Genomic DNA, 21,779 nt, shown 5'->3' with positions numbered 1-21,779 from the left:
GGGAGATATTTTTTCCCGTCCTGTTTCTTTTTACGAAACTGTATTGTTTCTTCTTAATCCCCGGAATTTTCCAGGGCTCTTTTTCTGTCTCTTTCCTGTGCTTCTTTTTTCGAAAAAACACAGCCACAGTAATTCTGTCGGTACAGATCATGCTCATGGGACAGCTCAATGGAACGCTTGTAGCCATTCTTTTTCTTGAAATCCGAAGTCAGATGTGGCACTTTATAGATTTCTGCCAGCTCCTCCCCGATCTCATTGATCTTCTGTGCATTTTTCAGAGGACTGATACTTAAAGTGGTAGTGAAATAATCATATCCGCCCTCTTTCGCCAGTTTTGCCGCCTCTTCCATCCGCAGGCGATAACACCGAAAGCACCGCTCTCCTCCTTCTGGAACATCCTCCAGGCCTTTTGCCATCTCATAAAATTCCTTCGGGTCATACCGTCCCTCCACCAGAGTTACCGGATGGACAAACTCCATCTCCCCGATAAGACGCCGAATCTCAGCCACGCGGTGTGCATATTCCTCCTCCGGTGCAATATTGGGATTATAAAAAAATATAGTGATCTCAAAATACTGCGACAGATACTCCATCACATAACTGCTGCAGGGCGCACAGCAGGCGTGGAGAAAAAGTCTGGGCGTTTTTTCCTCTTTCTGAATGTTTTCGATCAGTTTATCAAGCTCTTTCTGGTAGTTTCTTTTATTCAATGTTTGTAATTCCTTTCTCTCTGACTGTTTGGCGGCAGGCACCGGCGTCTCCTTTTCTGCCATGCGCCTTCTCCTGTTTCAGACATATGATAATATTATACCATTATCTACAAAAAGGAGGCAATATCCATGAATCCCATCCTGAAAGTACGGGATGTGTGTCTTTCCTATCACACATTGTCCGGTGAGACACCTGCCCTTTCTCATATATCCTTTGACCTGATGCCCGGCGAATTTCTGTCCATTGTAGGACCCTCCGGCTGCGGCAAATCTACACTTCTCAATCTGATCGCCGGCCTTCTCGCCCCGGAATGTGGTTCCATTACACTGGACGAAAAACCGGTATCTGCCGGCAGTACCGCTGTAGGATACATGCTTCAGAAAGATCATCTTCTGGAGTGGCGCAGTATTTACAAAAATATTCTCCTTGGCCTTGAAATCCGTAAAGAACTCACTCCCGAAAAACTTTCTCATGCCGAAGAACTTCTCCGGATATATGGTCTTGACCGTTTCCGGGATGCCAGGCCCTCTCAGCTTTCCGGCGGTATGCGGCAACGTGCCGCCCTGATCCGGACCCTTGTGTTGAAACCGGAACTTCTGCTTCTGGACGAACCATTTTCCGCGCTGGATTATCAGACCCGCTTAAATGTCAGTGATGACATTGGAAAAATTCTCCGAAATTCCGGCAAACCTGCAATTCTGGTTACTCACGATATCTCCGAGGCCATCAGCATGGCAGACCGGGTACTGATTCTTTCTCCCCGCCCTGCCACTGTACAGAAAATTGTTGACATCCATCTGAATATCAATAACCGTACTCCGCTTTCTTCCCGAAATGCTCCGGATTTTAAAAAATATTTTAATCTCATATGGAAGGAGCTCAACGAAAATGCCTGAAATTTCCAGACATCAGAAACAATATCTTTTACAGTATAAAAAAGAAAAACGTCTGATCTTCACAGCACGGATTCTTCTCTTTATCCTGTTTATGGGACTCTGGGAAATGTCCGCCAGATGCGGATGGATTGATTCCTTTATTTTCAGCAGCCCTTCCCTCATCGGAAAAACCTTTCTTTCCATGTGCAGGGATCAGTCTCTGTTTTCCCATATTGGAGTTACTCTGACAGAAACTCTTGTCAGTTTCTTTTTTGTTGTAATCCTGGGCGTGGGAACGGCCATTCTTCTCTGGTGTTCTCCAAAGACTTCCAGAATCCTGGAGCCTTACCTTGTGGTACTGAACAGTCTCCCGAAATCTGCCCTTGCACCTCTTCTGATTGTATGGCTGGGTGCCAATGAGCGAACCATTGTAGTTGCCGGCATGTCCGTGGCTATCTTTGGTTCTGTTATTAATCTGTACTCCGGTTTCTGCCAGGCAGATCCGGAAAAGCTGAAACTGATTGAAACTCTGGGAGGCCACAAAAAAGAAAAACTGATAAAAATCATTCTGCCATCTTCTGTTCCTCTGATCATCAGTGTTATGAAAGTAAACATCGGCCTCTGCCTAGTAGGTGTTATCATCGGCGAGTTCATTGGTGCCAGGAAAGGCCTCGGGTATCTCATCATCTATGGAAGCCAGACCTTTAAACTCACTTGGGTTCTTATGTCCATTATGATCCTTTGCATCATTGCCATGGGATTATATACAGTGCTTAACCTTTTGGAAAAGTATATACAAAAAAGATAACATAATAAATTATAATTTCTTAAAATGCAAGAACACGCTGCCAGTTGAGCACTGTCAGCGTGTTGTGATTCTGTGTTATTTTCCTATAAAGTCTGTGCAGAATTCTTCCCAGGGTACCGGTCTGGAATAATAAAATCCCTGAATTTCATCACAGTTCAGTTCCCGGAGAATGTTTACCTGGCTGGCCGTTTCCACCCCTTCTGCAAGTACCTGCATTCCCAGACTGTGTGCCAGGGCTATGGTATGGCGGATCACTTCTTTTCCTCTCGGATTTTCTATGTAATCAATCAGGCTCTTGTCCAGTTTCAGTGTATCAAAGGGCAGCTGATTTAAACTTGTCATGGATGAATATCCGGATCCGAAATCGTCCATATGAAGTTCAAACCCGGCATTTGCCATCTTCTCCGTAAGTTCTTTAATCTGTACATTATAAAGAGCTGCTGTCTCTGTAAGTTCAATGGGCACTGCGGAAAATGGAATACCGTTTTCCTCCACAATGTGTACATAGCGCAAAATCATATTTTCGTAATGAATACTCGCCCTGGAAAGGTTCACCGAAACAGGGAACAATTTTCCCTCTGACTTAATAAGTATCTTCTGGATCTCACATACTTTGTTAAATACATATTCATCCAGGCGTACAATCAATCCATCCTTCTCATAAAGTGGAATAAACTCACCCGGAGATACCATGGAGCCGTCTTTTTTCTTCCAGCGCACAAGTGCTTCCGCACCTGCGATTTCTTCTGTTACTACATTATATTTAGGCTGGAGATAAACCACAAATTCTTCATTGCGGATAGCTTCATCAAACTCATTTTCCATCATCCTGTCACGGATATGTTTCCGCCCCATCTCCTCATCATAAAAAGCAAACGAATGCTCATAGTCATTCTGTATACTCTTCATGGCAAGAAATGCCCTGTCACAGATCAAAGTCAGCGGTAATGTCTTATCCACATTTTCATAAATACCATAATTCACAGCCAGATTTGAAATGGGAGCCCTCTCTGCAATCCTGTGAATAGCAGCTTCCACCTTTTCTTCTGCAAGGTTCAGATCTCCATATACAATAGCTACAAACTGATCTCCACCATATCTGGCTACCATTCCACTGTGAACCTGTTTTTTGTATGCATCTCCGAGATATGCCAGAACCTGATCTCCTGTTTTTTCTCCGTAGGTACCATTAATCCACTTGAAATTTTTGACATCTGCCACAACCACATGAAACTTCTGGTCATTTTTGACACGCATCAGTGTCTTTGCATGATGAAAAAATGCCTGGCGGATATAAAGTCCCGTCAGCTCATCGTATTCCAGTGCAGACAAAACAATCGCAGATTCCCGAAGCTTGATTACACTGTTGATCTTTCCCTTCACAATCCGGATATTGTAAGGCTTCCGGATAAAATCGACTGCACCCAGTTCCAGACAGCGAACCTCATCTTCCGGGCGGTTACTTCCTGTTATTACAATTACCGGAACAGAAGAAAGCATTACATCATCCCGGATTCTGTCCAGAAACTGAAATCCGTCACAGATTGGCATACTTACATCCAGAAGAATTGCAGAAATATCACGGTAATTTTCTCCCAGCAGCTTCAGTCCCTCTTCTCCGTTAACCGCAGTCATAACTTCATAACTGTCTTCCAGGAGCTCTGCCAGAAGTTTCCGATTCAGTTCATTATCTTCTATTATAAGAAGCTTTCTTCTGGACGATGGTCCGCCTGGTTCCAGAATTGATTCCATTTCACTGTGTTGAATATCCATATCTTCATTGGCAAAAGCCAGAACAATCGCCTCAAAATCCTCTGCTTTTCCAATTCTTGCACATTTTACATAGTAGTAATGGGTAATTCCGTCCCTTCTCACCCTATAGTGGATCATAAACTGGGAAACCTTTTTCAGACGCTGACAGATTTTGTCAAAATCCAGCATCTGCCTCATTCTGGTCTTATCCTCAGACGCAACATTATCTTCTATGTAAATGTCCACTACTTTTTCGTAAGGTTCCTCACGGATCAGGCTTTCACTTACTCCACCAAGTACAGGATTATGAAAACGGAATACCTGTATTTCATGTGTGGCACAGTTTACAGAATAAATATTGCTGTAGTCCTTGCCCAGCACATTGATGATTCCCAGCAGCAGAGGATTCTCTCCATTATTGGTAATTCCTCTGTATGTTTCTTCTGTTGCTTCTGCCGCCGAAAATATCATCGCATGTCCCAGTTCTCCGGACTCCAGCTGAATTTCCACTGCATCAATGGATCTCAGAACCTTTTGCTTCGGTTCCAGATAGTTCTTCGGACCTTCAATACCGTTAACAACCGGGCATTCCGCACATGGATTCTCTTCATGCATCAGACATCGATAACACTTTTCTCCCTTTTTCAGCTCCGGGTATATAATTTCTGCCGCATGGTTATAGCTGACTATATTATAATCTGCATCTATTACATACATTCCCGACGCATTCTTGCCCACTTTTTTACACCTCCAGGACCCTTGTACTTTTCTGCTTCCGGTTCTCTCCTGTCCATACTGACAAAAAAATGTTTCTGGGAAATTGACAGAGACTTCTGTCGTGACACCTCACAGATAGATCAAAATGGTCGCCAAAATTTCATAATTATGCAATAATAATATACTCTTTTTACAACAATAGCAAACATTTTTTCATATGATTCCAGCAGATTTTCGCAATCTGCTTCGCTGTCTGCTCAGCTTATATAGATGTAACCAGCAATCCTGCATTTAAAAGTGTTACAATTCCCGCAATCGTCCATAAGGTTACCTTTAATCTGGTACTGTTGGCATATTTTCCCATAACTCTGGTGGACGATGTAAGATATATCTGTGTAAAAACAGTGATGGGCAGCTGCATTCCCAGGAGCATCTGCGAATAGATCAGTCCATCAAAAGGTGAACGGACCAGAAGAATCAGCAGCGCAGCGGGAACCATTGTTATCAGTACACCCTGTCTGGTTTCTTTTGTACTGATATCATATGGTTTATTAAAAATTCCCGAAAAAATAGTCCCGCCTGCCATTCCGGCTGTAATACTGGAAGAAAGACCTGCCAGAAGAAGTGCCAGGGCAAAAATCACAGAGGCTCCTTTGCCCAGAAGCGGAGTCAGCATATTTCCCGCCACAGACAGATCATTAACCGCGCCTTCCCCTTTTCTGTAAAAAGTCGCCGCTGCCATCAGAATCATTGCACTGTTGATCGCCCAGCCAATAATCATGGAAAAAAGCGTATCCTTAAACTCATATTTCAGCTGTTTCTGAATCACCTCTTCCTCTTCCAGATTCCACTGCCTGCTCTGAATTACTTCGGAATGAAGGAAAAGATTGTGCGGCATTACAACTGCTCCCAGGACACTCATAATCACAGGCATGGAATTTTCCGGGAAATATGGTTTCACCCATCCTGACACTGCCGCCGGCCAGTCAATATCTGATATACCAATCTCAACCAGAAAAGAAAAACCAATCAGAGAAACAAACAATATAATCAGTTTTTCAATTTTTTTATAGGCATTTGTAAACTGGCATACCAGTACTGCCAGCAGTATCACCATACTTCCCACCCGGACAGGAATATGAAACAGCATCTCAAGAGCTATGGCACCTCCCAGGATTTCTGCCATGGCTGTCGCAACCGCTGCTGCCACCGCTGTCCAGAGTACTATATTTTTTACTGTTTTATCCATATAGCGGCTGGCGGCTTCCGAAATACAAAGGCCCGTAACAATTCCCAGATGAGCCGCATTATGCTGCAGAATAATCAGCATAACCGTAGACAATGTCACCATCCACAGAAGACTGTATCCATAGCCGGAACCTGCAGCTATATTGGATGCCCAGTTTCCCGGATCAATAAATCCCACCGTTACAAGCAGCCCCGGGCCTACATATTTCAGAAAATCAAGACTGTTTTTCCCCACTGATTTCAGATATTTTCCCATATGGCATGTTTTCCTCCTTGTTAGTTTAAACTAACTTCTTTTTAACACACATTACCACATCCATTCCGGTTCGTCAATCCCGTCTTTATTTCATTTGAAACGATTTTCCCCTGACCGGCAGGCCTGCCAGCTCAGCCAGACGCTTAATCCCTGCATCTGCAATGGATACCGCGCTCTCCACATGATTAAAATCTGTAGCACTGTAATCAAAAAGAATATTTCCCTGGGCCTCAAATTCCTCATCTCTCTCCCAGAAAAAGAATCTCATTGGCATGCATTCAAAAGCCCTGATTTCATAGCCCACATCTCCCTGTGGAAGTTCTTTTCCTCCAAGTTTGCCAAAGGCCTCCCGAAGTTCTTTTTCATGCCCGGAAAACGTAGCTCCAAACACATCCGTCTCCCCGACCTTATAGGCCGGAGCAAATGGTCTTGCATTGCGAAGGTCTGCAAAAGGTACCCACTTATTCATAAAAAAAGCTCCTTCTTTTGCATATCCAAGAAGTGTATAGATATTCAGCATTTCCGTTGTATCTGGTTCCCGCTGGCCATCCATACTGCAGATGCTTCCATCATTCAGGCTGATCCCGTATTTTCGTCCGAAATGGATCAGGGTAAGAAATCCATTTTCTTCCTTCAGTTCCGGAACTCTTTTTCTTAAATTTTCCTGATCCATTTTCATGAATTTATCTGCCCAGTCTTCACATAGCTTTACATAGTTGGAAATTTTTTCATCTTTCATCTCATTTTCTCCCTCTGTTATTCCCAAATAGTTCTTCGCCGGATACTTTTGTCCGAATAAAATCTTTTTTCAGAATACACTTTTTCCTCTTCTTACGCAAGCAAATCCGGATTCTGGATGTTTTTTCACCATTTTATCTGAATTTCAGGACCGGCTTTGACCGTTTCTTTCTATTCCGACAAATTACCTGTCAATTTTTTCAAATTCGCACAAAATTTTAACACAAAAATAACGTTTTTTTGCACAAAAAACTGGATTTTCAATCCCAAAAGGTGTATAATATGAACAAAGTTTATTGTTTTTAAGTTAAAACACTTCTGATAATAAACAAGAAATGAAAGTGAGGATTCGCCATGAAACAAAACAGTATGTTAGCAATGATCCTGGCCGGTGGAAGAGGAAGTCGTCTTCACGAGTTGACGAATAAAGTTGCCAAGCCAGCCGTTGGTTATGGCGGTAAATACCGTATCGTGGATTTTCCGCTCAGTAACTGTGCCAACAGCGGCATTGATGTCGTAGGTGTACTGACACAGTATGAATCAGTTCTACTGAACAGCTACGTAGCAGCAGGTGGCCGCTGGGGCCTTGATGCAAAGGACAGCGGAGTTTATGTACTTCCTCCACGTGAGAAGGCTGATGCCGGTCTGGATGTATACCGTGGAACAGCTGATGCGATCTCTCAGAATATTGATTTCATCGACTCACAGAACCCGGAATATCTTCTGATCCTTTCCGGTGACCACATCTATAAGATGAATTATGCAAAGATGCTTGATGACCATATCCAGCATAAGGCAGATGCCACTATTGCAGTTATCGAGGTTCCCATGAAGGAAGCCAGCCGTTTCGGTATCATGAACACCGGTGAAGATGACCGCATCGTTGAATTTGAGGAGAAACCGGAACACCCGAAGAGCAACCTTGCCTCCATGGGTATCTACATATTCAACTGGAAGCTTCTGCGCAAGCTCCTGCTGGCAGATATCAAGAATCCGGATTCCAATCATGATTTCGGTAAAGACATCATCCCTACACTCCTCGCACAGGACAAGGCGCTCTATGCCTACAAGTTCAAAGGCTACTGGAAGGATGTAGGAACCATTGATTCCCTCTGGGAGGCAAACATGGATCTTCTCAGTCCAAACAGTGAACTGGATCTTAATGATCCTACCTGGAAGATCTACACTGAGGATGCCACATCTCTTCCACAGTATATTTGTGATACAGCTGTGATCAACACTGCTTTCATCACTCAGGGCTGTGTTGTGGAGGGTGAGATTACCAATTCCGTACTTTTCACAGGCGTCAAGGTTGGCCCTGGTGCCAAGATCATCGACAGTGTCCTTATGCCAGGTGTTGTTGTTGAGGCAGGTGCCGTTGTCCAGCGTGCGCTCGTTGCAGGCGGAGTCGTGATCGGTGCCAACGCTCGTGTCGGTTCCAAGGACAGTGAGCACATCGAACTTGTATCAAAACGTGTAAAGGGGGCTGAGTAATATGTTTAAAGCATTTGGAATCGTGAATTCCTCAGAAAGAAATATCCATGTGGAGGGGCTTCAGGACTACCGTGCGATCGGCGCCTTTTCATTTCTCGGAAGATATCGTGTCATCGACTTCCCGATCTCAAATATGACCAACAGCGGGATTGAGTACATTCAGGTCTATGTAAAGAACAAACCCCGTTCTCTTGTAGAACATCTCGGAACCGGACGTCACTACAACATCAACTCCAAGAGTGGTAATCTCCAGATCCTCTTTTCAGAGCATTCCGGAGTCAATGATATCTATAACACCGATATCGACAACTACTACTCCAATCTGGAGTGCATCGAAGCAGTTCATTATCCGTATGTTGTTATCGCTCCGAATTACATGATCTACACTACCGACTACTCCAAGCTGATCGATGCCCATATCGAATCCGGTGCAGATGTGACCATGCTTTATCATTCCGTTGATAATGCCAAGGAGAACCATCTGAACTGCCACATCCTGAACCTGAACCGCCAGAAGGGTGTTCTCTCCATCGAGCACAACCACGGCAATGCGAAGAACCGCAACATTTTCATGGATACCTACGTAATGAGCAAGGAGCTTTTCATCAGCCTCATCCATAAGGCAAAAGAGATCTCCTCTCTTTATACCCTTGCAGACGTGATCAATGCCGGCTGCAGAGACGGTGAGCTGGATGTACGTGGTGTATCTCATCGGGGATATTTTGCATCGATCACTGATTTCAAGAGCTATCACGATGCAAATATGGATCTGATCGACTACAAAACTGCAACAGATCTTTTCCATGATAACTGGCCGATCTATACACGCACCAATAACTCCTGTCCTACACATTATTTTGACACAGCTAATGTTTCCAACTCCGTTATCTCCAACGGCTCCATGATCGAGGGAACTGTAGAGAATTCCATCGTCGGACGTGGCTGTACCATCAAAAAGGGCGCTGTTATCAAAAATTGTGTAGTTCTTGCAGACTGCACCATCGGTGAGAATGTCCACATCGAAAATCTGGTGGTAGACAAACACGCCAAGATCACGCATGCCAAGGAGATCATCAGTCCTGCTGATGAGCCTGGCTACATCAAACGTAACGATACACTGTAATATTCATATAATAAGGCCTCCGGTTCCTGTGTTACGAACCGGAGGCCTTATTTATCTCTGTGCTCAGCTGAGCATATGGATCCATCATTTCAGAACAGACTGGATCCATTTCAACGCATTATCTTTATTCTTCACATTACCCGGAAGGCAGATGCACACCGGATCATATCGCAGACCAAATTCCTCTGCAACACTACTGCTGCCGTCAAGCTCCAGATGCTGTTCATCCACAGCGCCCAGAGACTCAAATACCTCATCTCCAAACGTTTCCCTGAGATCTGCATACATCCCGCTGTCCTTCTCATGTTCATAGAGCTCCTTCGGCATGATCAGGACATCAACGGTAGCACTCTGGATTTCCGTAACATATGCGATCCTTGCATAGTAATCAAAATCCTCTCCAGTCTCATCCGTCATCAGATTCTGTGCCACACTGACTTCCGCATATTTATCCTCTGTTCCCAGTGTCTTCAGAACATCCTCTTCCACCTTCTCTGAGTCATAATTCCCTGCATTCACCACCGCAATGGAAAGCACCGTCTTCATCTGTGCGTGCCGGTAAATATTCACTCCCAGACAGACTCCGCCGATGACAAGAAGCACGCACAGCATATGTATCTTATAATACATCCAGATATACTGAAGCTTCTTACCTGTTCCCATTCCCTTCAGTTTCTCTTTTTCGATCCGGCGGCGTTCCTTCTTCGTCAGATCTGTTTCGTTGGGCATCTCCGGATTCAGTACACTCTCATCGTGTCCGTCACCGCCGGCCTCCGCTCTGTTTTGTAAATCCATAAAAATCTCCTTTTTCTTTCACGTCTCAGTATTTTTCACCCTGAAGCAGGATATTCCAGTCGCTTTCCCCACATCCTCCGGGGGAGTGCTGTGACTTATCAATAAAGGATATTTTAGCATATTTTAGTACAAAATCACAGCGCATAAATATGAAAATACCATAAACTCCTCTATTTCCGGCAGATCCTCATTCCATATCCATACATTACCGCCACAGCAGTCACAAAAACACAGACCATCACCGGTCTCATCCACAGATATAAAAGATTTTTTTCAATTCCTGCTGCCACAGCCACATCCTTAAGGATATCTGCCACACAGAGATGGAACAGATAAATAAAAAACGCATATTTCTGGCCGATGGCTACCGGAAGCCCGGGCACTTTCCGATCCTTTTCCATGATCGCAATAAGAAAAAGTCCCACAGCCATAAGTACTGAACCCATAAATAATTCCTGTTTGCCAAAATACCGGTATTCCAGCAGACTTACGATTACGCCGCCAGCTGCCGTGCCATACAAAAGAAGCACTTTTTTTCCGGCAAACCAGTCTTCTAGCTTTTCCTGATATCTGTGTATCAGATGTCCCCACATAAAAAACGGAAATCCGGTAAACAGATAATTCCTAAACTGCATAACACGGAAATGCTTTTCCGGGAACAGGAAGGTCGAAAATTCCTCCATTCCGAAATGGATCAGAAGCAGCACCGGTATCAGCACATATGCCTGCTTACAGAGCCTCAATCTTGCTGCCAGGGCAAAAAGAAGATAACAGTAGAGCAGTGCCGGGAGAAACCACAGATGCCATTTCACCTGAGAGCTGTTATTATATAAAAGAAACTGACGGACATGCTCCCCGGAAACCAGGGCTTCCAGCCATTCCTTCTGGCTTGCTCCGTCGATGTGGTTCTGGATCAGCTCCCACAGACAGCAGACCGGAAATGCCACAAGCATCAGTTTAAGAACATGCCGGACTTTTTTCCCGGTTCTTACAAATTCCGTATCGTCACCACGGAAGCAGAAATATCCGGAAACCAAAAAAAACACAGGTACTGCAAATCTGGCAAGTACATTGGCTGTGATCCCGGCATTTCCCGGAAAATGGACATGAAGAAGTACAACTGCATAAGCGCAGATCGCCTTTACCATATCCAGAGTACGGTTTCGCATAAAAATTACTCCTTTTTATCGAACGTTTATCCCGGAAATGTGATTCCGGGGTTTCCTTTTTTCGAAACGATATACTAGCAAACCAGCAGAATTTTGTCAATGTTGTTTTTCTCTTGTACGGCTTCCGAATCTGAATTATAATTCTTTTATGACTTCTATTGCAGGATGTTTGTAATTTCCTCAGAAAGGATTTTATTTTTTATGAAAAAAGACGGCTACTATTCTTCCGGCGAATTTGCACGCATGGCACATGTAACTCTGCGTACTGTCCGCTATTATGATAAACAGGATATCCTGAAACCCTCTCTCGTTACCGAATCCGGCGCACGTTTTTATACAGACGAGGATTTTGCAAGGCTTCAGCAGATCCTCCTTCTGAAATACCTGGGCTTTTCCCTGGATGACATCCGGGAAATGACCATCGGTGATTCCGATTATCATTTCATGCTGAATTCTCTGAATATCCAGCTTCGTCTGGTCCGTGACCGGATCGAACAGATGCAGCTGGTGGAAAAAGCGATCCAGGATACCGCACAGGTGATAAAGGAACAGCACACCATTGACTGGAGCCAGATGCTGAACCTGATCCATCTGACCGGTATGGAAAAAAGCCTCAAGAACCAGTATCAGAATGCCACCAACATTTCCTCCAGGATCAACCTCCACAGCCTATATTCCCAGAACAGGCAGGGATGGTTTCCCTGGATCTTTGAGCAGTGCCGGATCTCACCCGGTCTTCGTATTCTGGAGCTTGGCTGCGGAGACGGAACGTTGTGGACCGACAATCTTTCCCTTCTGCCGGAGGACATCTTTATCACGCTTTCCGATATTTCCAGCGGTATGCTCCGCGATGCCAGACGAGCCATCGGTTCCTCGGATACCCGGTTTGCGTTCCGGGCCTTTGACTGCCGAAAAATCCCCTGTAAGGACGAAAGCTTTGATCTGGTGATCGCCAATCACGTGCTTTTTTACTGCGACGATATTCCCACCGTCCTGAAGGAGGTCCGCCGCGTCCTCGCTCCCGGCGGAAGATTTCTCTGCAGCGCTTACGGAAAGGCACATATGCAGGAGGTCAGCCAGCTGGTGCAGGATTTTGATGAACGGATCGTGCTTTCCGCAGACCGGCTTTATGAACGGTTCGGACGTGAAAACGGTCAAAGTATCCTGGAGCCTTTTTTCCCAAAGGCTCATTGGCTTTCTTATGAAGACTGCCTTCTGGTCCAGGATGCGGAGCCGCTGATCTCCTACGTTCTCTCCTGCCACGGCAACCAGAATCAGTATATCCTGGACCGTTACAAGGAATTCCGGGCCTACACTACTAGAAAAACTGCCAAAGGCTTCCGCATTACCAAGGACGCCGGCGTATTTATTTGTGAAAAATAGCCAAAAATAAAAAATATGAAAAAAGCGCTTGAAGATAACCTTACGTCACCTTTTATAATACAGTTACAGTAACAAAGTTATGTGCAGGCACGACTTATGCTGCACATCATCACGCAAAGGAGAAAACATATGAAAGGAATTATTTTAGCCGGAGGCTCCGGAACACGTCTTTACCCGCTTACCATGGTGACCTCCAAACAGCTTCTGCCGATCTTTGACAAACCGATGATCTACTATCCTATGTCTGTTCTTATGAATGCAGGCATCCGTGATATCCTGATCATCTCCACACCGCAGGATACCCCGAGATTTGAGGAGCTTCTCGGTGACGGCCATCAGTTTGGTGTCAACCTCACCTATGCTGTACAGCCAAGCCCGGACGGACTTGCCCAGGCATTCATTATTGGTGAGGAATTCATCGGCAACGACACTGTATGTATGGTCCTTGGTGACAATATTTTCGCAGGACATGGCCTCAAAAAGCGCCTGAAAGCTGCTGTAAACAACGCAGAAACAGGCAAAGGAGCCACTGTTTTCGGATACTATGTGGATGATCCGGAGCGTTTCGGTATCGTAGAATTCGACCAGAACGGAAAAGCAGTTTCCATTGAAGAGAAACCGGAAAAGCCAAAGAGCAACTACTGTGTCACCGGTCTCTACTTCTACGACAACAAGGTTGTAGAGTACGCAAAGAACCTGAAGCCAAGCGCAAGAGGCGAGCTTGAGATCACAGACCTGAACCGTATCTATCTTGAGAAGGGACAGCTGAACGTCGAGCTTCTGGGCCAGGGCTTCACATGGCTGGATACCGGTACACACGAAAGCCTTGTAGAGGCAACCAACTTCGTAAAGACCATGGAGCAGCATCAGCACCGCAAGATCGCATGCCTTGAGGAGATTGCTTACTTAAACGGCTGGATCACAAAGGAGGACGTGCTCAAGGTTTACGAAATCCTTAAGAAAAACCAGTACGGTCAGTATCTCAAGGATGTTCTGGACGGAAAATATCTGGACGCTCTTCACTGAGCCGATCTGTTTTTTAACACTGTATTTACCGGCGGGCTCCGTTCCGACGGAATCCGCATAAGATCAATCATTCATATTATAAAGGAGATTTTTTATGACAATCATTGTTACCGGCGGTGCCGGATTTATCGGAAGCAACTTTATTTTTCATATGATGGAGGCTCATCCGGACTATCGTATCGTATGCCTGGACTGCCTGACTTACGCAGGAAACCTTTCCACTCTTGCACCGGTTATGGACAAACCGAACTTCCGCTTTGTAAAGGAGAGCATCACAGACCGTGACGCTGTTTACAAGCTTTTCGAGGAAGAGCATCCGGACATCGTGGTAAACTTCGCAGCTGAGAGCCACGTAGACCGTTCCATCGAAAACCCGGAGGTATTCCTTGACACCAACATCAAGGGTACTGCTGTTCTCATGGATGCCTGCCGTAAATACGGAATCCAGCGTTATCATCAGGTTTCCACAGATGAGGTTTACGGAGATCTTCCTCTTGACAGACCGGACCTCTTCTTCACAGAGGAAACTCCGATCCATACAAGCAGCCCGTACAGCTCCTCCAAAGCAGGTGCTGACCTTCTTGTTCTCGCATACCACAGAACCTACGGCCTGCCTGTGACCATCAGCCGCTGCTCCAACAACTACGGCCCGTATCACTTCCCGGAAAAGCTGATTCCTCTGATGATCGCCAACGCTCTCAATGACAAACCGCTCCCGGTTTACGGAAAAGGCGAAAACGTCCGCGACTGGCTCTATGTTGAGGATCACTGCCGTGCCATTGACCTGATCATCCACAAAGGACGTGTAGGCGAGGTTTACAATGTAGGCGGACATAACGAGATGAAAAACATCGATATCGTAAAACTGATCTGCAAGGAGCTTGGCAAACCGGAAAGCCTGATCACACACGTGGCAGACCGTAAAGGCCATGACATGCGCTACGCTATCGACCCGACCAAGATCCATAACGAACTTGGCTGGCTTCCGGAGACAAAATTTGCAGACGGAATCAAGAAGACCATCAAATGGTACCTTGACAACAAGGAATGGTGGGAAACCATCATCTCCGGTGAGTACCAGAATTACTACGAAAAAATGTATGGAAACCGCGAGGAGGTTAAAGCATGAAATTTTTCGTAACAGGCGTTGGCGGCCAGCTTGGCCATGACGTGATGAATGAACTGTCCAGCCGTGGACATGAAGGCGTAGGAAGCGACATTGCACCTTCCTACAGCGGCATTGCAGATGGTACTCCGGTTACCACCATGCCTTATGTCCAGCTGGATATCACAGATAAAGAAGCAGTAGCAAAAGCCATCCGCGAGGTAAATCCTGACGCAGTGGTTCACTGTGCCGCATGGACAGCCGTAGATGCTGCAGAGGATGAAGAAAATCGCGAAAAAGTACGTCTTGTCAATGTTGTGGGAACCCAGAACATTGCGGACATCTGTAAAGAGCTTGGCATCAAAATGATGTACATTTCCACAGACTATGTTTTTGACGGCCAGGGAACCACTCCATGGGATCCGGACTGCAAAGACTACGCTCCCCAGAATGTATACGGCCAGACCAAGCTTGACGGCGAGCTGGCAGTATCCGGCACTATTGATAAATTCTTTATCGTACGTATTGCCTGGGTATTCGGCAAAAACGGTAAGAACTTTATCCGCACCATGGTAAACTTAGGGAAAACCCACGACAAACTGACCGTAGTCAGTGATCAGATCGGTACACCAACCTACACCTATGACCTTGCCCGTCTTCTGGTAGACATGATCGAGACAGAAAAATACGGCTATTATCATGCAACCAACGAGGGCGGTTTCATCAGCTGGTATGATTTCACAAAAGAAATCTTCCGTCAGGCTGCTGCCCTCGGTCATAAAGAATATGAAAACGTACAGGTTTCTCCTGTTACTACTGCAGAATATGGTGTTTCCAAAGCGGTTCGACCATTCAACAGCCGCCTGGATAAGTCCAAACTTGTAAGAAACGGTTTCCAGCCCCTTCCAACATGGCAGGATGCCCTGGAGCGTTATCTAAAAGAAATTCTTTAACTATAATTTTATCAAAAACTAAAAACCGCCTGCGGTACACTGGTTCAGAATAAGTTCTGAATACCAGTTGCACCGCCTGGCGGTTTTTCTACGCTTTATTTCGTTTACTACTGTGCTGCACCACTATCTGCTGCCTGTGTATCTGTTGCATTCTGTGCTGCTGTGTCTGTAGTTTCTGCAGCGGCAGACTGCGTATCTGTATCCGTAGCTGCGGCCGCAGATGCATCTGCATCTGCTTCCTCCTGGGAAACAGTCTCACCGTCACGGACCTTCTTCATCATCTCTTCAGCCTTCTGAACAGTAGACTCATCCGGAATCATAACATATGCTTTCTGGCTCATGGAATACGGTTTCTGTGTGTCACCGGTACCATTTACACTGTAGCTTACAATATTCCAGTCTCCCCCGTTATTCAGCTGCTTCTGCAGAATACCGGCAATTTCCTCATAGGAGATATTTGTCTCAAAACATCCCTGGATGCTGGAAAGTACGGAAGAATAATTTTTCAGAAGTTCCGGAGAAAGCGCTTTATTGATTACGCCCTTGATTACGGCCATCTGATTCTTTCCGCGCTGGCGGTCTCCCTCCTGGAAGGAATAACGCTCACGACTGAAAATCAGTGCCTGTTCTCCGTTCATCTGGTTCTCGCCTTGATTAAAGTGATATCCTACCTCATTCTTGGAATCAAATTCATAATCAGAATAAACGGTAATACCACCAAGAGCATCAATCAGCTGTTCAAATCCGGCAAAATTGATACGGAAATAGTAATTGATATCTTCATTGTAAAGCATTCCCAGAGTATCCATACATACATTAATGCCATAGATTCCCGCATGGGTCAGCTTATCTTTCTGTCCGCCGGAAATTGAAAGCGGCACAAAATAATCACGTGGTGTAGACACCAGCAGAACCTGGTGGGTATCTGTGTTTACAGTTGCCACAATGTTGGAATCACTTCTGCTCTTGGCAACCAATCCGCTTCTGCTGTCAATACCGCTGATAAAGATTGTATAAACCGTTCCTTTATCTGCGCTGTCTTCAGATTTCTGTTCCGTCTGCTGCGGCTCAATGGTTGTTTCCACTTTTTTTACTGTCAGTTCACGGATTCTGGATGAAACATCTGAATATCCATCCATCTCCTCTATCACGCTCAGATAGGCGCTGTTCAGAACGATGGCCCCTGTCTGTCCGTTCAGAAGGCCGTCAACGAGCTCTGTAAGCCCTGCAAATTCCTGAACCTTGACACTTTTTCCGGCTTCAGAATCTACCTCCTGAATAGCCTTATCGGAATTCTCACGGTCAAGATCTGTAAGGACACCATATACATAGTCCGCAGTTGCCGCTATCGAATCAGCAGAATCATCCGCACGGACATATATTCCAACTTCCGTGACCTCTGTATTCACACCGGAAATATCCGCAAGTGCTGAATGGGTCTGATAAACATACATGCTTCCAAGAATAAACGCCGCACCCAGAATAGCGGCAATCAATACTCCCAGAACAAAACGTATTTTTTTGTCTGCGTTCCATACAAGTGCTCCGACAATCAGTACCAGAATCAGCATAACCAGACTGATCACTGCGATGAATTTTGTCGGGATCACTTTCATATTCAGGAGCATTCCTACAAATACAACAGCAGTTGCCAGAACTACCAGCATTACAATCAACCCCGGAATATGTTTTCCTATTTTTTTCATATGCAATCCTCCTTGGTAAGGAAATTATTCTACAGTAACACTTTTTGCAAGGTTTCTTGGCTTATCTACATCAAGACCCTTATTTACACTTACATAATATCCCAGAAGCTGTAACGGAATTACAGCCAGTGAAGTGGCAAAATGCGGATCTGTTTTCGGGATATAAACGGTAAAGTCCGCAGTGTCCTCAATATTATAATTTCCAAATGTGGTAAGTCCCATCAGATAAGCGCCACGGCTCTTACACTCTACCATATTGCTCACTGTTTTTTCATAGAGGCTCGGCTGAGTAAGAACACCGATTACAAGAGTTCCGTCCTCCACCAGGGAAATCGTTCCGTGCTTCAGTTCTCCTGCCGCATAGGCCTCTGAATGAATGTAACTGATCTCTTTCATCTTAAGGCTTCCCTCAAGACTGATCGCATAATCAATTCCTCTTCCGATAAAGAAGATATCCTTGGCATTGGCCTGCTTGGATGCGAACCACTGGAGACGTTCCTTATCCTCAAGAATTTTCTCAATTTTCTCCGGAAGTGTCTGCAGTTCTTTTATATATGCATCACACTGTTCTTCTGTAATTTCTTCTCTTGTTTTCGCAAACTGAAGAGCCAGAATATAGGAAGCAATCAGCTGTGTGCTGTAAGCTTTTGTGGTAGCCACAGAAATTTCCGGGCCGGCAAGTGTATAAAATACATTATCTGCTTCCCTCGCAATGGAAGAGCCAATTACATTGACAATGGCAAGGGTACGGATTCCTCTGGCTTTGCACTCACGAAGTGCCGCAAGGCTGTCTGCTGTCTCTCCGGACTGACTGACGATGATCGCAAGGCCGTTTTTGTCCAGGATTGGATTACGATAACGGAACTCTGATGCAAGCTCCACTCGTACCGGGATGCGCGCCAGATCTTCCAGAACATACTGGGCAGCCATGCCGACATGGTATGCAGATCCACAGGCAACAATATAAATCTGGCTGATATTCCGGATCGTTTCTTCATCCATTCCCACACCGGAAAGGTCAATCTTTCCATCTTTTACAACAGAATTGATGGTATCGGAAACCGCTTTCGGCTGCTCGTGGATTTCTTTCATCATAAAGTGCTCATATCCAGCCTTTTCAGCAGCTTCTGCATCCCAATCAATCTTCTTTGGTTCTTTTTCAATTTCTTCGCCATCCAGATTGTAAAAGGTGATCTCTCCACTTTTCACATGAGCCATCTCCAGATTTCCAATATAATAAACATTTCTTGTATATTTCAGAATCGCCGGAACATCGGAAGCAATATAAGACTCCCCGTCTCCCACACCCAGAATCATCGGGCTGTCTTTTCTTGCTACAAAAATCTCTCCCGGATAATCACGGAACATCATGGCGAGTGCATAGGAACCTCTGATGCGTACCATCGCATGGCTGACTGCCTCAACCGGTGATTTTCCATATTTCTTATAATAATAATCTACAAGATTTACCGCAACTTCCGTATCTGTTGCAGAATAAAACGTATAACCTTTACGAAGAAGTTTTTCTTTCAGTTCCTGATAGTTTTCGATGATACCGTTGTGTACGGCAACCACATTTCCATCGTCGCTGACATGAGGATGTGCATTGGTTTCTGACGGTTCCCCGTGTGTTGCCCATCTTGTATGGCCGATGCCACAGGTTCCCGGAACAGATTCTCCTCCGTTTGTTTTTTCAATCAGAACTTTAAGGCGCCCTTTTGCTTTGATGACTTCTGTCTCATTCTCTCCGTCACGCACTGCAATACCGGCAGAATCATATCCTCTGTATTCCAGTTTGGAAAGACCGTCCAGTAAAATCGGTGCTGCCTGATGCTTACCTGTAAAACCTACAATTCCACACATATTTCCAGTCTCCTTTGTTTTATCAATCCAACTACTGCTATTATTCTTATTGCTATAATACTCTGAAATCATACGCTTCATTTTGCGGATGACTTATTTCTTCTATATTATAATATGTATAAAAGCTTTCCTGTGAAAGTATATCACAAATTCTTCTCTTTTGCGATAAATACTTTTTCCCTATCGCCCTGTGATCTTACGGGGATTTTTGATAAATATTTTTTTTGCGTATTCCGTCCCCATGGTTTTTTCCACTTTTTCCACACATCTTCCAATTTCCGGAATCCGCTCATTCTGCCTGTGTCCGTCAGATCCCACAAAATCCAGCAGTCCCTGTTTCATGAGCTTTTTTGCATACATTTTTGCTCCGAAGCCGCTGTGTCCACTGATAGTGTCCGCATTGATCTGAATATAAGCACCGGCTTCTCTCAGCTCTGAAAGAAAACGAACATCATTTCTTGTGGCACTATATCTCTCCGCATGTGCAATAATCGGAATAAAACCGTACATCAAAAGACTTCTGATCCGTTCTTCAATATAGCTCTTTTCATCGTTATTACTAAATTCCACAAGTACATACCTGGATCCGGCCATGGTAAGTCTCCTGCCCTTTTTCAGACATTCCACCATATCCATACTGGAATGCAGTTCACATCCAAGATAAATCTGCATATCGCCCTGGCCAATATTTACGATCTCTCTTCTCAGTTGCATAAAACCTCTCGTTACAATATTCATATGTGGTTCAAACATCTCATATCGGAAATGAGGAGTCAGAATCACATGACGTACTCCGTCTTTATATTCCTTGTTCAGCATCCATAAGGCTTCTTCCATATTCCTGGCGCCATCATCCACCCCCGGCAGAATATGGCAGTGAATATCATAAAGTCCCTTCATCAAAACAATCCTTTCTTTTTATTTACCTGTATCTTCTGGTTTCTGTTCCCAAAGCTGTAAAGCGGACATTTCTATTCCGCTCTGTGATATGCCTAGTGGCTATTATACAATCCGTCCATTTATTACGCAAGGTCTTTATTATTCTTCTCTCCTATGTTAAAATAGATACACGGCAATGAGTGCAGCAGTTACAGGAGGAGCCTTATTTTTTTGCCAACCGTGATTGGCTGCCATAAGGAGGATATAAACATATGACAAAACAGGAATTTCAGAAACTGACTGAGAACCATGTCCTGCTGCTGGATGGTGCTACCGGTTCCAACCTGATGAAAGCAGGAATGCCAAGAGGTGTCTGCACAGAGAGCTGGGTGCTTGAGCACAAAGATGTGATCCAGTCCCTTCAGAAAGCTTATATTGAAGCAGGAAGCCATATTATTTATGCACCTACATTCGGTGGAAACCGCATCAATCTCACCATGCACGGTCTGGAAGATCAGATTGAGCAGATCAACCATACCCTGGCCGGCTACACCAAAGAGATCACAGCGGAGGGCGTTTATGTTGCGGGAGATATCACCACAACCGGTAAGATGATGGCCCCGGCCGGTGATATGACCTACGAAAAAGCCTTTGAAACCTATCAGGAGCAGATCGGTTATCTCCGGGATGCTGGCGTAGATCTGATCGTAGCGGAAACCATGATCAATATTGAAGAGACACTGGCTGCTGTAGATGCCTGCCAGAGTGTCTGCGACCTTCCGATCATCTGTACTGTAACTGTAGAAGCAGACGGAAGTATCTTCAGCGGCGGCAATGCCGTAGAGGCTGCCATGTCCCTCGAAGCTGCCGGTGCCAGTGCAGTCGGCATCAACTGCTCTGTTGGTCCGGATCAGCTGGTATCTGTTGTCCGTAATATCAAAGAGAATGTTTCCATTCCGGTTATCGCCAAACCGAACGCGGGAATGCCGCAGATCGATGATCTTGGTAATGCCGTTTACAGCATGACACCTGCTGATTTTGCAGGTTACATGAAGGTACTTGTTGAAAACGGAGCTTCTGTAATCGGCGGATGCTGTGGTACCACACCGGAATTTATTTCGGAAACTGCCCAGGTGCTTGGACTTCGATAACCGTCCTGAAGCTATTTTGTTACGAGT

At 45.1% G+C, this 21,779-nt stretch carries 18 protein-coding genes; 9 read left to right on the top strand and 9 right to left on the bottom strand.

Annotated features, from left to right (window positions below):
* Nucleotides 1-53: 53 nt before the first annotated feature.
* Complete coding sequence (locus KQI39_RS12405) at nt 54-710, bottom strand: epoxyqueuosine reductase QueH (RefSeq protein ID WP_216418771.1); 657 nt, start codon at nt 708-710, stop codon at nt 54-56.
* 129 nt (nt 711-839) lie between these two features.
* On the opposite strand from KQI39_RS12405, the gene KQI39_RS12400 reads away from it, so the two are divergent.
* Together KQI39_RS12400 and KQI39_RS12395 are read left to right on the top strand one after the other, a co-directional pair.
* A complete protein-coding gene (locus KQI39_RS12400) occupies nt 840-1,607 on the top strand; it encodes an ABC transporter ATP-binding protein (protein ID WP_021976251.1) in 768 nt (255 codons plus the stop codon).
* Nucleotides 1,600-2,394, top strand: coding sequence for an ABC transporter permease (locus KQI39_RS12395; protein WP_174096115.1), 795 nt, complete (start codon nt 1,600-1,602; stop codon nt 2,392-2,394). The genes KQI39_RS12400 and KQI39_RS12395 overlap by 8 nt, the downstream gene beginning before the upstream one ends.
* Before the next feature lie 75 nt (nt 2,395-2,469).
* On the opposite strand, the gene KQI39_RS12390 is transcribed toward KQI39_RS12395, so the two are convergent.
* The 3 genes from KQI39_RS12390 to KQI39_RS12380 form a co-directional block, all read right to left on the bottom strand.
* Nucleotides 2,470-4,884, bottom strand: a complete 2,415-nt coding sequence (locus tag KQI39_RS12390; RefSeq protein WP_330654045.1) for a putative bifunctional diguanylate cyclase/phosphodiesterase — start codon at nt 4,882-4,884, stop codon at nt 2,470-2,472.
* 241 nt (nt 4,885-5,125) lie between these two features.
* A complete protein-coding gene (locus tag KQI39_RS12385; protein WP_216418722.1) occupies nt 5,126-6,367 on the bottom strand; it encodes an Nramp family divalent metal transporter in 1,242 nt (413 codons plus the stop codon).
* 85 nt (nt 6,368-6,452) lie between these two features.
* Nucleotides 6,453-7,106, bottom strand: coding sequence for a DUF3786 domain-containing protein (locus tag KQI39_RS12380; RefSeq protein ID WP_216418720.1), 654 nt, complete (start codon nt 7,104-7,106; stop codon nt 6,453-6,455).
* A gap of 353 nt (nt 7,107-7,459) precedes the next feature.
* On the opposite strand from KQI39_RS12380, the gene KQI39_RS12375 reads away from it, so the two are divergent.
* Nucleotides 7,460-8,599, top strand: a complete 1,140-nt coding sequence (locus tag KQI39_RS12375; protein WP_119239971.1) for a glucose-1-phosphate adenylyltransferase — start codon at nt 7,460-7,462, stop codon at nt 8,597-8,599.
* A gap of 1 nt (nt 8,600) precedes the next feature.
* Complete coding sequence (gene glgD, locus KQI39_RS12370) at nt 8,601-9,722, top strand: glucose-1-phosphate adenylyltransferase subunit GlgD (RefSeq protein ID WP_216418718.1); 1,122 nt, start codon at nt 8,601-8,603, stop codon at nt 9,720-9,722.
* Nucleotides 9,723-9,806: 84 nt separating this feature from the next.
* On the opposite strand, the gene KQI39_RS12365 is transcribed toward glgD, so the two are convergent.
* The gene (locus tag KQI39_RS12365; RefSeq protein WP_216418716.1) at nt 9,807-10,517 is read right to left on the bottom strand and encodes a hypothetical protein; all 711 of its coding nucleotides are present in this window, start codon (nt 10,515-10,517) and stop codon (nt 9,807-9,809) included.
* A gap of 170 nt (nt 10,518-10,687) precedes the next feature.
* Nucleotides 10,688-11,686, bottom strand: a complete 999-nt coding sequence (locus KQI39_RS12360; protein WP_216418714.1) for an acyltransferase — start codon at nt 11,684-11,686, stop codon at nt 10,688-10,690.
* Nucleotides 11,687-11,887: 201 nt separating this feature from the next.
* Between KQI39_RS12360 and KQI39_RS12355 the strand changes: the two genes are divergently transcribed.
* From KQI39_RS12355 to rfbD, 4 genes are all read left to right on the top strand, one after another.
* Nucleotides 11,888-13,069, top strand: coding sequence for a MerR family transcriptional regulator (locus KQI39_RS12355; RefSeq protein WP_216418711.1), 1,182 nt, complete (start codon nt 11,888-11,890; stop codon nt 13,067-13,069).
* A gap of 129 nt (nt 13,070-13,198) precedes the next feature.
* Nucleotides 13,199-14,095: a glucose-1-phosphate thymidylyltransferase RfbA gene (gene rfbA, locus KQI39_RS12350; protein ID WP_118170718.1), complete on the top strand. Its 897-nt coding sequence runs from the start codon at nt 13,199-13,201 to the stop codon at nt 14,093-14,095.
* Nucleotides 14,096-14,189: 94 nt separating this feature from the next.
* Complete coding sequence (rfbB, locus tag KQI39_RS12345; RefSeq protein ID WP_015525710.1) at nt 14,190-15,224, top strand: dTDP-glucose 4,6-dehydratase; 1,035 nt, start codon at nt 14,190-14,192, stop codon at nt 15,222-15,224.
* Entirely contained in the window at nt 15,221-16,153 is a 933-nt protein-coding gene (gene rfbD, locus KQI39_RS12340) for a dTDP-4-dehydrorhamnose reductase (RefSeq protein ID WP_216418709.1), read from the top strand. Before rfbB ends, rfbD begins: the two co-directional genes overlap by 4 nt.
* A gap of 107 nt (nt 16,154-16,260) precedes the next feature.
* Here rfbD and KQI39_RS12335 read toward each other — a convergent pair whose 3' ends face one another.
* The 3 genes from KQI39_RS12335 to KQI39_RS12325 all read right to left on the bottom strand — a co-directional run bounded on the left by KQI39_RS12335 (nt 16,261) and on the right by KQI39_RS12325 (nt 20,622).
* Nucleotides 16,261-17,859, bottom strand: coding sequence for an LCP family glycopolymer transferase (locus tag KQI39_RS12335; protein WP_148448840.1), 1,599 nt, complete (start codon nt 17,857-17,859; stop codon nt 16,261-16,263).
* Between the two features lie 24 nt (nt 17,860-17,883).
* Nucleotides 17,884-19,722 (bottom strand): glutamine--fructose-6-phosphate transaminase (isomerizing), encoded by a 1,839-nt coding sequence (glmS, locus tag KQI39_RS12330; RefSeq protein WP_173762574.1) that lies wholly within the window; start codon nt 19,720-19,722, stop codon nt 17,884-17,886.
* Nucleotides 19,723-19,902: 180 nt separating this feature from the next.
* Entirely contained in the window at nt 19,903-20,622 is a 720-nt protein-coding gene (locus KQI39_RS12325) for a CpsB/CapC family capsule biosynthesis tyrosine phosphatase (protein WP_148448845.1), read from the bottom strand.
* 251 nt (nt 20,623-20,873) lie between these two features.
* On the opposite strand from KQI39_RS12325, the gene KQI39_RS12320 reads away from it, so the two are divergent.
* Nucleotides 20,874-21,752 (top strand): homocysteine S-methyltransferase family protein, encoded by an 879-nt coding sequence (locus tag KQI39_RS12320; RefSeq protein WP_216418707.1) that lies wholly within the window; start codon nt 20,874-20,876, stop codon nt 21,750-21,752.
* Nucleotides 21,753-21,779: the final 27 nt, after the last annotated feature.

Source organism: Blautia sp. MSJ-36 (assembly GCF_018917985.1).
Classification (GTDB): domain Bacteria; phylum Bacillota; class Clostridia; order Lachnospirales; family Lachnospiraceae; genus Blautia_A.
This window is presented reverse-complemented; position numbering and strand designations above follow the sequence as displayed.